The sequence below is a fragment of the Chryseobacterium indologenes genome (assembly GCF_018362995.1).
Taxonomy (GTDB): Bacteria; Bacteroidota; Bacteroidia; order Flavobacteriales; family Weeksellaceae; genus Chryseobacterium; species Chryseobacterium indologenes_G.
The window spans coordinates 2,161,077-2,175,014 of record NZ_CP074372.1 but is presented as its reverse complement, the minus strand read 5'-3'; the positions used below and the strand labels follow the sequence as shown (position 1 = coordinate 2,175,014).

At 36.5% G+C, this 13,938-nt stretch carries 14 protein-coding genes; 11 read left to right on the top strand and 3 right to left on the bottom strand.

Annotated features, from left to right (window positions below; genetic code table 11):
- Positions 1–66 precede the first annotated feature (66 nt).
- The 4 genes from DYR29_RS09720 (at position 67) to DYR29_RS09705 (ending at position 2,661) form a co-directional block, all read left to right on the top strand.
- Positions 67–849: a hypothetical protein gene (locus DYR29_RS09720; RefSeq protein ID WP_213280313.1), complete on the top strand. Its 783-nt coding sequence runs from the start codon at positions 67–69 to the stop codon at positions 847–849.
- An 86-nt stretch (positions 850–935) separates the two neighbouring features.
- Positions 936–1,409 carry a LemA family protein gene (locus DYR29_RS09715; RefSeq protein WP_249413662.1) on the top strand — a complete coding sequence of 158 codons (474 nt, stop codon included), beginning with the start codon at positions 936–938 and terminating at the stop codon, positions 1,407–1,409.
- Positions 1,393–1,770, top strand: a complete 378-nt coding sequence (locus tag DYR29_RS09710; RefSeq protein WP_213280311.1) for a hypothetical protein — start codon at positions 1,393–1,395, stop codon at positions 1,768–1,770. Before DYR29_RS09715 ends, DYR29_RS09710 begins: the two co-directional genes overlap by 17 nt.
- A gap of 174 nt (positions 1,771–1,944) precedes the next feature.
- Positions 1,945–2,661 (top strand): hypothetical protein, encoded by a 717-nt coding sequence (locus tag DYR29_RS09705; RefSeq protein WP_213280310.1) that lies wholly within the window; start codon positions 1,945–1,947, stop codon positions 2,659–2,661.
- Between the two features lie 161 nt (positions 2,662–2,822).
- Here DYR29_RS09705 and DYR29_RS09700 read toward each other — a convergent pair whose 3' ends face one another.
- The 3 genes from DYR29_RS09700 to DYR29_RS09690 form a co-directional block, all read right to left on the bottom strand.
- Entirely contained in the window at positions 2,823–4,613 is a 1,791-nt protein-coding gene (locus DYR29_RS09700) for an endonuclease (RefSeq protein ID WP_213280309.1), read from the bottom strand.
- 344 nt (positions 4,614–4,957) lie between these two features.
- Complete coding sequence (locus DYR29_RS09695) at positions 4,958–5,485, bottom strand: DUF4136 domain-containing protein (RefSeq protein WP_047420971.1); 528 nt, start codon at positions 5,483–5,485, stop codon at positions 4,958–4,960.
- A gap of 1 nt (position 5,486) precedes the next feature.
- Positions 5,487–5,669, bottom strand: coding sequence for a DUF5522 domain-containing protein (locus tag DYR29_RS09690; protein ID WP_007842321.1), 183 nt, complete (start codon positions 5,667–5,669; stop codon positions 5,487–5,489).
- Positions 5,670–5,709: 40 nt separating this feature from the next.
- Between DYR29_RS09690 and DYR29_RS09685 the strand changes: the two genes are divergently transcribed.
- The 7 genes from DYR29_RS09685 to DYR29_RS09655 all read left to right on the top strand — a co-directional run bounded on the left by DYR29_RS09685 (position 5,710) and on the right by DYR29_RS09655 (position 13,793).
- Entirely contained in the window at positions 5,710–6,036 is a 327-nt protein-coding gene (locus DYR29_RS09685; protein ID WP_213280308.1) for a hypothetical protein, read from the top strand.
- 174 nt (positions 6,037–6,210) lie between these two features.
- Positions 6,211–7,119 carry a 1-aminocyclopropane-1-carboxylate deaminase/D-cysteine desulfhydrase gene (locus DYR29_RS09680; RefSeq protein ID WP_213280307.1) on the top strand — a complete coding sequence of 303 codons (909 nt, stop codon included), beginning with the start codon at positions 6,211–6,213 and terminating at the stop codon, positions 7,117–7,119.
- Between the two features lie 65 nt (positions 7,120–7,184).
- Positions 7,185–8,243 (top strand): glucosaminidase domain-containing protein, encoded by a 1,059-nt coding sequence (locus DYR29_RS09675; protein ID WP_047387303.1) that lies wholly within the window; start codon positions 7,185–7,187, stop codon positions 8,241–8,243.
- 73 nt (positions 8,244–8,316) lie between these two features.
- On the top strand, positions 8,317–9,606 hold the full coding sequence (gene hemL, locus DYR29_RS09670) for a glutamate-1-semialdehyde 2,1-aminomutase (protein WP_213280306.1): 1,290 nt from the start codon (positions 8,317–8,319) through the stop codon (positions 9,604–9,606).
- A gap of 448 nt (positions 9,607–10,054) precedes the next feature.
- The gene (locus DYR29_RS09665; RefSeq protein WP_213280305.1) at positions 10,055–11,389 is read left to right on the top strand and encodes an amidohydrolase; all 1,335 of its coding nucleotides are present in this window, start codon (positions 10,055–10,057) and stop codon (positions 11,387–11,389) included.
- Between the two features lie 240 nt (positions 11,390–11,629).
- Entirely contained in the window at positions 11,630–12,475 is an 846-nt protein-coding gene (locus tag DYR29_RS09660; RefSeq protein ID WP_213280304.1) for an AraC family transcriptional regulator, read from the top strand.
- Positions 12,476–12,554: 79 nt separating this feature from the next.
- Positions 12,555–13,793, top strand: a complete 1,239-nt coding sequence (locus tag DYR29_RS09655; RefSeq protein WP_213280303.1) for an amidohydrolase — start codon at positions 12,555–12,557, stop codon at positions 13,791–13,793.
- The last annotated feature ends 145 nt before the right edge of the window (positions 13,794–13,938 follow it).

Sequence of the window (13,938 nt, the reverse complement as noted above, 5' to 3'; positions counted from 1 at the left end):
ATTAAATACGATAACTTTACAAAAGCATTCATCGGATTTGAAAAGTAAAGTGTTCAGACGAGGCATATGGGAGGTAATAAAGGAAGATCATATACAGGATATGTTATTCTGGGAATAATAGCATCATTTTTTATTTATTTTATATTATGGGTCATCTTCAAAGAAAAAATGCCATTCCATGAATATGCTTATGAAATTGCCAATAACTATGACAGCTATGCGGAAAAGGCAATTATTCTTATTCCCTTGGTGGTTTTCATCCTCATCTTTATTGCTTTAATGAAACCTAATGCTGCAAAACGTTTTTTACGACTGCAGTCATCGCTTCCCACCTCGAAAATTCATTCAGTAGCAAAAGGCCTGGCAGAAATTGAAGGAACTTTAGTGATGAAAAATCCTTTATTCTCCCCGGTAAAGAACGAAGTTTGTATCGGATATTACTATACCATTGAAGATATTGGGAGAGATTCGGATGGCAAAGAAACGTACAGAACCATTCATAGAGAAACACAGTGCAATATCTTTCAGATTACAGATAATACAGGAACAATTGACGTAGAACCGGAAGGAATAGAGCTGGTTTTATTAGAAGAAACCAATATAAGCAGTCACGGTGGTAAAAGATACAAAGAAATCCTTTTAAAAGATGGTCAGAAGATGTTGTTGGTAGGATATGCCGATGCTAAAAACGGAGTACCTTTCATAAGAAAAGATGATTATTATAAAATTCTGGGGATTACTTCATCATCAGGAATCAGTGTCTGGAACAAATATCAGCCGTTGCTGAGATCATTTATGTTTACCTGCTCGGTTATCCTGTTAATAATTATTTATATACTCATACAATAATGAATCAGACTGTCGCAATCATATTACTTATCCTCTTAGGAGTAGTTATTATCAGTTTTTTGATCAATCTGTACAACAAATTGGTTATGCTCAAATTTAACGTTGATAAAGCATACGGGAATATTGATGTGGTGCTGAAACAACGTGCAGATGAAATTCCCAATCTGGTAACGGTAGCCAAGCACTTTATGAACTACGAAGAAAAACTGCTTACACGTCTTACAGAGCTCAGGACTTTTTATAATAACACTACAGATGCAGACCAAAGAACAACCCTGGCCAATGAAACTTCAAAGGCATTGTCTTCATTCTTTGCCGTTTCAGAAAACTACCCAGAATTGAAATCCAATACTAATTTTCTGGAGCTTCAGAAGAGAGTTTCTGAGTTGGAGAACAAAATAGCAGACAGAAGAGAATTTTTTAATGACAGTGTTAACCTTTATAACATAGGAATTCATGAATTTCCAAATGTTATATTGGCAAAAATACTTGCATATAAAGACAAAACATTACTGGAAATAACAGATTCTGAAAAACAATATAATGGAGTTCAGTTTTAATACTTTTTTCGGATTAGAAAGCAAAATGGCAGACTTCCCGGAAGTTACCATATTTGGAGCTATGTTCCTGCCCCTGCTGTTATTTATTCCGGTTGCATTGATAGGCTGGATATTCAGAAAGCTTAAATTCAATATGTACATCATTCATGTATTGATGTATACACTGCTTTTTACATTTATATTGGGAGCTATTACCATATTTGTACTTTTCTTTATTACAGACAAAAATGGAGTAAAGCTGGCATATTGCTGGCTTACGGTCTTTACTGGAATGTTTATTTTCAGTTTAATTAATGCTAATACCATTACTAAAATGTTTACCGATTGGTCTAAAATAATTAAAGACAGACAGAATCAGTAATTTTGAATTAAAATATCTTATACCTCAGGGATAAAATATTGGGAACAGGAATAGAAAAAACAAAGTAAAAGGACAGGAATGTAACTGTAGAATGAGTGAAAAAAAGCACATCCATATACTTGAATCGCTTTTTTTCTGTTTTATTATTGATAACTGCATACTAACATTAATATTATGAAAAGATTGAAATACATAGTAATACCAATGATCTCTTTGGCAATTGCTTCATGTGGCCAGCAGAAAAATAAAGAAACTGAGGCCTTGGTTGAAACACAGGGAAGTACGCAGACAGAACCTTTTAATCTTGCTAAAATCACTGTAGGTCAAAATATTAATGAAATTTTAAAATCTGCCGGAGCAACAGCCAAAGAAGCAGTACGTACCAGTGAAGTGACCCTTATCGGAAATGAAAAACTTGCTTTTTCATCAAAAGAATTATTACACTTCAACGGAATAGATCTGGAAGGAAAGAATAATAAAAATACCAATAAAGTAATTTTACACTTCGGAAAAGTAGATCAGGAAATTGGTCCTCTTGCCAATGAAAAAGAAGACGAATTGGGAATGTATCAGCTTGATATTTATACAGAACAGGAAAAAAAAGCCCTTCTGGATAACTTAAACAAAACACTTCAGAAGCCTAGTTTTGATACCATACATGAGGGTTTTGAATCAGAAGTGAAAGATAATGAGATCATCCAGACTCAAAATAAACTCAGACAGGAAGTGGCTATCTGGAGAAACAAAGATATGCTCTATTACTACTGCGAAACCAAAATAGACAACAGACCTGACGAATACCGCTGTAATCTCTTCGTTTTCAAAAATAAAGAATGGAAAGACCTGTTAAAAGGATCAGGATATCCTGATCTGGATAAAATCTCTTTATAATATTCGCTTCGTCCATAAGCTTGCTGATCCTTCTTTGCTTTCTAAAAATGTAAAGCAGTAAAATAAAATCTTGCGTTAAAAAATCTACTCAATTAAAGTTTTAAAAATAAGAAATGCCGGTCTAAAAAAGGCCGGCATTTTATATAAAGTTGATATCTGAATTATTTTACAAGGAACTGCATCGTAGTCTGATCCAGTTTCAAAATATAAATTCCCTGACCAAGATTTCTGGTTTTAATAGAATTTCCATCTCTGAAAGGCTGATCAATCGTCTGAAGAACTTTCCCCTGGAGATTATAAATTTCAGCTTTTTTTACTTTCTGAAGATCTCCTTTTACAAAAATCTCCTGGTTAGTAATTGGGTTAGGTGAAATTTTAAAGCTCTTTGCTGAAGTTTCCAAAGCAGTAGTTTGTGCCATTCTTGCAGATGTTCCCGGATAGCATGTCCAAGCAAGATCATCAATAGCAACTCTGTTACTTGATGAAGTATTAACCAGGCTTACCACTACATTTCCGGAAATATTGATATTATTGATGGTTGTAGTTGTAGATGAAGTACTGTAAGGTATAGTTCCTACGGTTGTTCCGTTTACTTTTACATCAAAAGTACCATTCGTTCCTGAGAATTTAAGCTGCGTAGTTACCGTCAAAGAACCAATACCGTTTGCTGAGGTACCGGAAGTTAAAGACCCGTTTCTTACTGTAATCGCTTTATTGTTAATAGTTTGGTCAGTTCTTGCATCCGTTGCTGTCCATGAGATTCCTCCATTACTCCATGTTCTGGTTGTGTAAGTAGAGTTGGCTGCAGGAATTGTTTCAAAAGTTTCATTGGCACAATTAGTCGCTGGCGTAGTACCTCCTGAATTGGTAGTAGTGGAAACCGTTGAACTGTTTGATGACGAATTTCCTGCCGCATCCTTCGCTACAACATAGAAGCTGTAAGTAGTAGAAGGAGTAAGTCCTGAAATAGTCGTTGAAGTTGAACTAACCGTAGTGGCCAGATTTCCGTCCATATAAACATTGTAAGCAGTTACTCCTACATTATCCGTTGAAGCATTCCATGCAAGAGAAATACTGTTGGAAGTTTTTCCTGAAACATTCAGCCCTGTTGCTGCGGTTGGAGCCTGAGTATCGCCTGAAGGCTGTTGAGAACCCCAGATAAGATTTACATAATTCGGGTTATCAATAAATGGATTTCTGTTCCCCTGGAAAGTATAAGAAGCATTATTTCTTTTGATTTCAGCCTGAGAAACCGGATCCTGATTATGCCATGCCAGAAGAACATTCAGTTCCCATGTCTGTAATCCCGGGAAGGTAGAGCTTCCTAACATGTTTCCTGATGAGAAAGTAGAAAGTTTACTCTGGTAACGGGTTACAAAATAGAAAATCATACGCGCCACATCTCCTTTAAACTCATCAATCGGCTCGAAAACCGTCCCGGAATACCCTGAAGAAACTGACGTTCCAAGTTTTGACCCATTCTGTGAAGTAAATGTAGCACTTCCTACCTTTCCAAAAGGATAATTACTTCTCATTCCGTTTACTTTTCCGTCTGTAGCTCTGATAAAGTGAATATCAGCAACCATCGGAGAAGCCTGATTGAAAAGACTCTGAGGAACAATGTGCTCTCTGTTGTAGCAATTTCCTTCCGTAGAATAAGTTCCACACTGGTTGGTTCCCGGAGTGTAATTATAAGGATCTGTACCTACAGGCTTTTCAGAATAGATATCAAGGATAGAACCGTCATTTTCATAATCCTTATCAATATCAGTGGTTTTGTAAGCAGTCCACAGCCCATTGTAGCCTTTGTCCAAATGTCCATTGGTAATAATGCTGCTCAATTCCGTTTTCAGTGCTGCGCCACTCAGTCCGTTGGCAGAATTGTAGTATCCTGCAGGAGCCTGAGCGTGAGCAAGTCCCGCAAATACAGAAAATAAAATAACTTTTTTCATATAATATTAAGTTTAAGCAAGAATAACACATTTTTGTGAATAAAAAATTAAGTAAGCGTTAATTTTAAATGTATAGCATGTAAGAAGTTGTGAATGAATATGTTTGGGTTTCGTGATTCGGGTTTCGTGTTTTGGGATTTCGGTATTTGTGTTAGGTACTTCTATATTCAATAGATCCGGGCTAAAATAAAAAAGTTTCCATTGGCTTTAGCCAAAACTTAAAGAATTGAGGACCATATTAAAAAATCATCTGTGCAAATTTTTGTTATCTGTGGAAAAACGGGATAATTTCCCATAAAAAAAGCCAGTAAAAAATACTGGCTTATATAATGGATGACTTAAATTTATTTTCTTTGTGGCGGATAATTTTTCATAATCTCAGCCATGATTTCCGGAATCTGTCTCTGTTTCGCTTTTGGAGAATCTACAGAAATTCCGCTTCCGATACCCTGCCAAACCAATTTGTTGGTTTTTGCATCAATAAGGTCTACGATCAGTGCACCTTCATTGTAATTTGAAGTCCACGTTCTGCTCATTCCAACGCCCCATCCGAATGGTCCGCCCCATCCCCACATTCCGTAAGGTGAAGAAGAATTGATATCCGTAACCTTTTTATGGTTAGCTTTTACATTGATAATCAAATCTGGATTTTCTCCGGATTGAAGCCCTTTGCTCTGAAGCTGTCTCGAAAGTTCATTCAGGACTCTGTCTTTATCAATATCATTCAATTTTAGATCATCAATTCTTATTTTATACGTTTTGAAAGAATTGAAATTGGCGGTTTCAGCATAATCTGAACGTACCTGAAAAGGGCTACAAGAAGTTAATCCTAAAGTAGCAGATGCCAACAAAATAAAAATATATTTTTTCATTTTATTTATTTTTTTTATCATTTTTAATGAATGTATCAGTCTTTTTATCGTACCCGTAAGGACAGTGTCTGCAGCCGCTTTTACAGCAATAACCTCTTTTCAGATGAAATTTTTCTGTAAAAACCTTGTACCCCTGTTCATTATAGTAGAAGTCTTCACCTTCTTTGATGTCATAATGGGCCATAAGTTAAATGCTAGTCAAAAAACTTTTTATATTTGTTACTATGATAATTGTATGCCAAAAGCCTTTAAAAAAATTAAAAATTAATGGCATTGCTCTCTTTCCCTTTATCTTCATTAGGAAACCCGAAGATAAGGAAAATAATGTATTGATCAATCACGAAAAAATCCATTTACGTCAACAGCTGGAAATGCTTATCATTTTCTTCTACATTTTCTATGTTATTGAATATTATTATTGGGTTTTCAAACTCAAAGACGGTTATCTGGCTTACAGAAGAATCTCCTTTGAAAGAGAAGCGTACACGAATGAAAATAACCTGAACTATCTGCAAAAAAGAAAATTCTGGAACTTCAGGAAATATCTGTAGAGTTATTGGCGAGTTTCGGGATTTGGGGTTTCAATATTCAGGATTTGGGGTTCGAGGTGGAGAGGTTCAGATTGAAAGATCTAAACATAATTACTAATAAAGCCAGAAATCCCGGGAAGACTAAATCTTTTCCTACTTTTGTAAAGAATAAACCTTGAGCCGCTAAAAACTGAAATGCTATTACAACTTCCCACAGAACCTGTTTCCATTCAGGAAATTCCCATTCATAAAAATGTAAAACTTTTCATTAAAAGGGAAGACCAGATTCATCCGCTGATTTCAGGCAATAAATACTGGAAACTGTTTTACAACGTGAACCATTATCTGGAAAAAAATCCGGATAAACCTTATATTATTACTTTTGGGGGAGCCTTTTCCAATCATATCGCTGCGGTTTCTGCAGTTGGAAATTTAGCAGATATTCCTACGTTGGGAATCATAAGAGGGGAAGAACTGCAGCATAAATGGCGGGATAATCCTACTTTACTTTTTGCGAAAAGAAATGGCATGAACCTGAAATTTGTCACCCGTGAAGAATACCGTCATAAAGAAAAACTGACAGAATTCCTTCATCAGGAGTTTCCCGAGGCTTTAATAGTACCTGAAGGAGGCACCAATGAAGAAGCTGTGGAAGGGGTGAAAATGATGCTCAATGAACAAACAAAAGATTTTGACTATCTTTGCACCGCAGTTGGAACCGGAGGAACCATTGCAGGAATTTCAAAATTTAGTGAAGACAATCAGAAAGTTATAGGATTTAACGTAGTTAATGATACTTCACTTGAAAATAAAATTTTTGAATTAACTTTGAGACAGAATTTTAATCTAATAGATTCATGTTTTGGAGGTTACGGTAAAATAAATGATGAAAACATCCGTTTTATCAATGATTTCAAAGAGAAATATGGTATTCCTTTAGAACCGATATATACAGGAAAAATGATGGAGAAAGTTTTTGAACTGATTGAAGATGATTATTTTCCTGAAAACAGCAGGATTTTATGCTTTCATACTGGTGGATTACAGGGAATTGAGGGCGCTAATCTGCTTTTAGAAAAACAGAATAGAAATTTAATTATATAAGTAAATTGAAAAACATGAAACACTTAGTGTTCCATCTTTCATTTTAAAACAATAAAAAATATAAGATGAAAAGACTTTTCCTATCCATAAGCCTTTTAGTTTTATCAAAATTTTCTGCCCAGACCTGGGCAACCGAAGATCAGTATATTCAGAAGTTTGCTAAATATGCCGTAGAAGAAATGGAAAAATATAAAATTCCGGCTTCTATTACGCTTGCACAAGGGTTGTTAGAAACCGGAGGAGGGCAAAGCAGATTAGCACAGGAAGGTAAAAACCACTTCGGTATAAAATGTAAAGAAGACTGGACCGGTAGAACGATGAAACATACCGATGATGCACCTAATGAATGCTTCCGCGTGTATGATGATCCAAGACAGTCTTATGAAGACCATTCTATATTTTTATCCACAAGAAAATATTACGCAAACCTTTTCAAACTGGATATGAGAGATTACAGAGCATGGGCAACAGGTTTAAAAAAAGCAGGCTATGCTACCAACCCACGTTACGCTTCAATTCTTATCACTAAAATTGAAAAGTACAAGCTCTATGAATTCGACAATACCAGTTCTAATGAGGTATTGTATGCCGTACTTAAAATGTATCCGGATCTGAAAGACGACAGAACTTTCATGGCACAGCTGGACCCTTCAAAAGCTGTTAAAAAAGCTAAAGACCCGGTTACCGTAGAAGTTCCTTACAAACAGACTTCTTACGCACAACAGCAAAAAAGAGTGGAAAGAATCAAAACGAAAGCTGAAATTCTTAATTCCATTCTTATCAAAAGCCACCCGAATGACGGTCTGAAGTATATTGTAATTCCTGAAGATACTGATGTGAAATTCATCGCCAATAAATTCAAAGTCAGCGAAAGCAGACTGATAAAGTGGAATGAACTGGAAGGTGAAACCTTAAAGAAAAATGATATTGTTTTTCTTGAATCAAAAAATTCTACAGGAAATACAGCTACCTATAAAGCAGAATCCGGAGAAGATATGCATGATATCGCCCAGAAATTCGGAATCAAATTAAATAAACTGTATGCTAAAAACAGAATGGATGAAGGGCAGCAGCCCTCTGCAGGACAGCTGATTTATTTAATAGACAAAAAACCACGAAACTAATTAATTTTTTGTTGAGAGTTTACCGTTGACAGTTAAATGCCAACCGGCAACTGCCAACAGCAACTAAGTATATATGAAGTATCAAAGAAGTTCGGCTTTGTTTGATGAAGCCTACAAATACATTCCGGGAGGAGTAAACTCTCCGGTAAGAGCATTCAAATCCGTAGGAGGTGTTCCTGTTTTTATGAAATCGGCAAAAGGGGCTTACCTTACCGATGCAGATGACAATACTTACATTGATTATATCAATTCATGGGGGCCAGCCATTTTGGGACATACACATCCTGAAGTACTGGAAGAACTGAAGATTCAGGCAGAGAAAGGATTCTCTTTTGGAGCACCTACAGAACTGGAAACAGAAATTGCAAAATTTATTATTGATAACGTCCCGAATATTGACCAGATCAGAATGGTTTCTTCAGGAACAGAAGCATGTATGAGTGCCATAAGACTGGCAAGAGGTTATACAGGAAGAGATAAAATTGTAAAATTTGAAGGCTGTTATCACGGACATTCAGATTCATTCCTGATCAAAGCGGGAAGCGGTGCTGCTACCTTTGGAAATCCAAATTCTCCGGGAGTAACAGCAGGTACAGCGAAAGATACTTTATTAGCACGTTATAACGATTTTGAACAGGTAGAAGATCTTTTCCGTCACAATCAGGGAGAAATTGCAGCGGTAATTATAGAGCCGGTTGCAGGAAATATGGGATGTGTACTGCCGGAAAATAACTTCTTACAAAACCTGAGAAAGATCTGTGATGAAAACGGAGCTTTATTAATCTTTGATGAGGTAATGACCGGTTTCAGATTGGCTTTCGGAGGAGCTCAGGAACTTTTCAATGTAAAAGCAGACTTAGTAACTTACGGAAAAGTAATCGGTGGAGGACTTCCGGTAGGAGCTTTCGCAGGAAGAAACGAAATTATGGATCACCTGGCTCCAAAAGGCGGTGTTTACCAGGCAGGAACATTAAGTGGAAATCCTTTAGCGATGAGAGCGGGATTAAAAACACTTCAGCTTATTAAAAACGATCCTGAATTTTTCAACAGATTGCATAAGACGACAGAAACATTGGATTTTGAAATCGGAAAAATTTTAAACGAAAAAGGAATTGCTCATAAAATCAACAGAAAAGGTTCTATGATGTCTGTTTTCTTCCATATCAACAGAGTTTCCAACTTTGATGAAGCTCAGGAAGCTAATCATTCATTGTTCAATAACTTCTTCCACCAGATGCTTCAGAATGGAGTGTATTTACCACCAAGTGGATACGAAACGTACTTCATCAGTGATGCCATTAAGGATAAAGAAATTGATATGACACTGGAAGCAGTAAGAAAATTTGAATATTCCAATAAATAATAATGAGACCGGATTTTAGATCCGGTTTTTTTATGCAGAATGATTTGAATTCGGTGTTTGCAGATCAATAAAAAAACTCTACGTAATCAAATTTATCCACAATCCTTGTCACTCTGTAGGAGTTTCAACGACGTAAAACTGCATAATTTAGATTGCTACGGAATGCCAAGAATACTGTAAATATTTTGTATAAATCATAAGTAATTTTTTACGTCTAAAAATATCCGCAAAGTTTGTCACTCCGTAGGAGTCTCAACAGAGTAAGCAGCATAAATAGATTTCTACGGAAAGACAATTGTGATGGATGTCTTACTTATTGTAGTAAAGAAAAGATAACCGAGGATTTTAATACACAATCAAAACAAAGTATAAATCATACAGATCTTGTAATAAACCGTACACCTCGTTCAGCAGACTTCTTTTTAATTTTGTCATAAATAGATTGGAAATGAAGACCTCAGACAATAATATGTCCCGCAAAGATTTTATCCGGAATTCAGCTTTGGCTGTAGCGGGATTAACTTTTATACCTAATATCATGACTGCATCACCTTTTATGGATGAAAATAATAGCTTGACAAAAGGAAAAATGAGTCTTAAAAATGTTCGTCTGGAAACAGGGTTTGAATACCAGGATGGGGAAGTGGTTTCTACCAAAACAGATCTGTTTTATGTGGAATTTGAAAACGGAAAAATTGCAAAGATTGCTCCGAATCAGCCTAATGCTAAAGCGGTAGATGGAAAAGGATTATTGATGCTTCCTGCGTTCAAAGATATGCACATTCATCTGGATAAAACTTTTTATGGAGATCAATGGCAAGCCGTTAGAAAAAGAACCGGAGGAATCAAAGGAATGATAGAGCTGGAGCAGAAAATGCTTCCAGATATGCTGAAGAATTCAACCTTCAAAGCGGAGAAACTGATCGAATTATTACAGTCAAAGGGAACTTCCTACGCGAGAAGCCATGTGAATATTGAGCCCACTTCAAAACTTCAGTCATTAAAAAATCTGCAGAAAGCTTTAGAAAATAAAAAGAAAAGTTTCGGAGCCGAGCTGGTAGCATTCCCGCAGCATGGCGTTTTCTATACAGATTCCGTACCTTATCTGAAAGAGGCAGCGAAGATGGATATTGATTTCATTGGTGGAGTAGATCCGTTCAACGTAGACGGTGATATTGAAAAAGTGGTGGATTTTACTGTTCAGCTCGCTTTGGATAATAAAAAAGGAATAGATATTCATCTGCATGAAACCGGAGATTCCGGATTAAAGACCGTTGAATATCTTATTAAAAAAGTAAATGAAAATCCTTCTCTGAAAGGAAAAACATACTTAAGCCACTGTTTTATTCTGGCTAAATTAGAAGCTGCGAAACAGGAAGAAATCGCCGAAAAATTAGCAGAAGCCAAAATCGGAATTGTTTCTACAATCCCTTTCGGAAGGTTGATCATGCCAATACCAACGCTGTACAAACATAATGTAACCGTTCTTACAGGAAATGACAGTATCATAGATCACTGGAATACTTTCGGAACAGGAAGTGTACTTCAGAAAGCCAATTTAATGGCACAATTGTACGGATATTCAACAGAATTTTTATTGTCAAGAAGCTTAAAACTGGCAACAGGAAATATTCTTCCGCTGGATGATAAAGGAACTCAGCAATGGCCAAAATCCGGAGATAAGGCAGACTTTGTACTCATCAATGCAAGCTGTTCAGCAGAAGCCGTATCAAGAATTTCAGAAGTGGAATCATTGGTGCATGATGGAAATGTTGTCTTTTAGGCCCAACGATATAATTGTTTACAAATTTATATATATAATTTAGTTGTGTTTTTTTTAAACCACAAAGGGTATAAACGTTTTACAGGAAAGCCTGGAAATTTATTGAAATTTTTCAGAAACAGCCACTGAATGCAGAGAGAAACTGAAGTAGAAGTGGTGTAGGTAAAGCTTTTGTCCCTTTTGTGGTTATTTTAGTTTTTTCTCACAAATTTTAGTAATTTTAGGAGAAAATCAGGCAGAGTGGGCTATCATACGGATCATTTTCCAATCTTAGGAATTCAGGAATTTAGCGAGAATCAGCTGAGTGGCTGTAACCTGCTGTTTAATGAACTTTACGGGGCACGTTCCATTGATGATCCCCATAAGCATGATTTTTTTATCATCAATCTTTTTGAGCACGGAGTTGGCTCACATACCATAGATTTTACGGAATATCAGGTGAAAGACCATCAGATTCATCTTGTTTTTCCGGATCAGGTGCATCAATGGGTGATTGAAAAGGAAACCATCGGTTATCAGCTGATGATCAGCCGCGACTGGTTTGAAAGTTTTCTGCCGTCATTAAGGTTCTCAGCCTCTTATTATCAGAATCATCCGGTTATCAATCTTTCTCCGGATGTTTTTGCCACATTTCTTTATGAATTCCAGGAAATCAGGAAAGAGCTGACCTCCGAAAAAGTATTCTGGGAACTCATTCAAAAAAGAAGTGAACTCATCGGTCTGCTGGTAAGCAAATCTGTGGAAGGAGCTTTTAAAGATTTTGAAGTCTATAATTCAAACCCCATTATTTCAAAGTTTCTCCATCTTATAGATGAGCATTTCAAAACAGAAAGATCGGTTTCTTTTTATGCAGATAAACTGAATATTTCTGCCAACTATCTGAATATTGTCTGCAAGAAAAACCTCAATGCTTCGGCTTCATCTCTTATTCAGGACCGTATTTTACTGGAAGCGAAAAGGCTTTTAAAAGTTTCTGAAATGTCAGTAAAAGATATTGTATATGATCTTGGTTTCTATGATCATGCAAGCTTTTCCAAATTCTTTAAAGCACAGACGGGAATGACACCTTCCCAATTCAAAGAATAATCTGTACAAAACAAGACATAATTGATACACCGGTTTTAACATGAAGTCGGGCTAATTTTGTATTGTTAAAATTTAAATCATGCAATTTCCCTATCAATTAGCTGCAAAAGGAAAATATTCCCTTAAAAATGTCCGCCTGGAAACAGGTTTTGAATACGAAAATGAAGAGGTAACCGGCACAAAAACTGACCTTTTCAGTATTGAAATTGAGGACGGAAAAATAAAAGCAGTAAAAGCAAACGATCCGGCTTCTCATGCGATTGATGCTAAAGGATATCTGATGCTTCCGGCATTCAGAGATATGCACATTCACCTGGATAAAACATTATATGGTCTTCCATGGCAAGCGCTTTCTCCGAAAAGAAGAACGGTGAAAGATATGATTGCATATGAGCAGGAAATCATTCCTGAACTGTTGAAAACTTCCATAAGCAGGGCAGAACAGCTAATCAGCCTGCAGCAGCATTATGGAACTCACTTCGTAAGAACCCATTTCAATATTGATCCTACCTCAGGACTGAAATCTCTGGAACACCTTGAGCAGGCCCTTGAAAATAAAAAAGATTCCTTCAAAGCTGAACTGGTGGCCTTCCCGCAGCATGGAGTTTACTATACAGAATCTGCTTCGTTGATGAAAGAAGCAGCCCAATTGAAAAGTGTAGGATTTATCGGTGGACTGGATCCATTAAGTATTGACGGAAGCATTGAAAAAGTGATGGATTTTACTGTTCAGCTGGCTTTAGATCATAATAAAGGAATTGATATTCACCTGCATGAAGCAGGAGAATCCGGAATGAAAACAATCAATTACCTGATTGATAAAGCAATTGAAAACCCATCGCTACAGGGAAAAACATTTATAAGCCATGCATTTGCCTTAGCACATCTTTCACCCAAAGAAACAGAGCAAATTTCAGAAAGACTGGCTGCCGGAAAAGTAGGAATTGCTTCTTCCGTACCTTTTAAAGGAACAGTAATGCCTATTCCAACTTTGAAAAAATATGGGGTGAATGTGTTGATCGGAAATGATAATGTACAGGACTATTGGAGTACTTTCGGTTCAGGAAGTATGCTGCAGAAAGCCAATCTGATTGCCGAGTTATATGGTTATGCTACAGAATATGCCTTGTCAAGAGCTTTACAGTTTGCGACTCAAAGTATTCTTCCCCTGGATGAAAAAGGGAAACAGCAATGGCCTAAAGCTGGTGATGAGGCAGCCATTGTTCTTACGGACGCTTCATGTTCCGCAGAAGCAGTTTCCAGAATGTCTGAAATAAAAGCCCTGATGAATGACGGGAATTTATTTTGGAGAAATTAATTGAAGTATATATTTTTTTTATACACTTGTTTTTTGTGAATGTCATCGGGAGTTTTCCTGGTGGCGTTTTTTTAATTATGAATTATGAGTTATGAGTTATGAATTTCGGGATCCGGGTTTCGGGGTTCTTCTTTATCAATAGGAA

Bases quoted from the DNA above. Each gene is read 5' to 3' on its own strand.
- DYR29_RS09665 (WP_213280305.1), top strand. From the start codon at position 10,055: ATGAAGACCTCAGACAATAATATGTCCCGCAAAGATTTTATCCGGAAT.
- DYR29_RS09720 (WP_213280313.1), top strand. From the start codon at position 67: ATGGGAGGTAATAAAGGAAGATCATATACAGGATATGTTATTCTGGGA.
- DYR29_RS09690 (WP_007842321.1), bottom strand. From the start codon at position 5,669: ATGGCCCATTATGACATCAAAGAAGGTGAAGACTTCTACTATAATGAA.
- DYR29_RS09715 (WP_249413662.1), top strand. From the start codon at position 936: ATGCTCAAATTTAACGTTGATAAAGCATACGGGAATATTGATGTGGTG.
- hemL (WP_213280306.1), top strand. From the start codon at position 8,317: ATGAAGTATCAAAGAAGTTCGGCTTTGTTTGATGAAGCCTACAAATAC.
- DYR29_RS09700 (WP_213280309.1), bottom strand. From the start codon at position 4,613: ATGAAAAAAGTTATTTTATTTTCTGTATTTGCGGGACTTGCTCACGCT.
- DYR29_RS09710 (WP_213280311.1), top strand. From the start codon at position 1,393: ATGGAGTTCAGTTTTAATACTTTTTTCGGATTAGAAAGCAAAATGGCA.
- DYR29_RS09655 (WP_213280303.1), top strand. From the start codon at position 12,555: ATGCAATTTCCCTATCAATTAGCTGCAAAAGGAAAATATTCCCTTAAA.
- DYR29_RS09685 (WP_213280308.1), top strand. From the start codon at position 5,710: ATGATAATTGTATGCCAAAAGCCTTTAAAAAAATTAAAAATTAATGGC.
- DYR29_RS09680 (WP_213280307.1), top strand. From the start codon at position 6,211: ATGCTATTACAACTTCCCACAGAACCTGTTTCCATTCAGGAAATTCCC.
- DYR29_RS09675 (WP_047387303.1), top strand. From the start codon at position 7,185: ATGAAAAGACTTTTCCTATCCATAAGCCTTTTAGTTTTATCAAAATTT.
- DYR29_RS09705 (WP_213280310.1), top strand. From the start codon at position 1,945: ATGAAAAGATTGAAATACATAGTAATACCAATGATCTCTTTGGCAATT.
- DYR29_RS09695 (WP_047420971.1), bottom strand. From the start codon at position 5,485: ATGAAAAAATATATTTTTATTTTGTTGGCATCTGCTACTTTAGGATTA.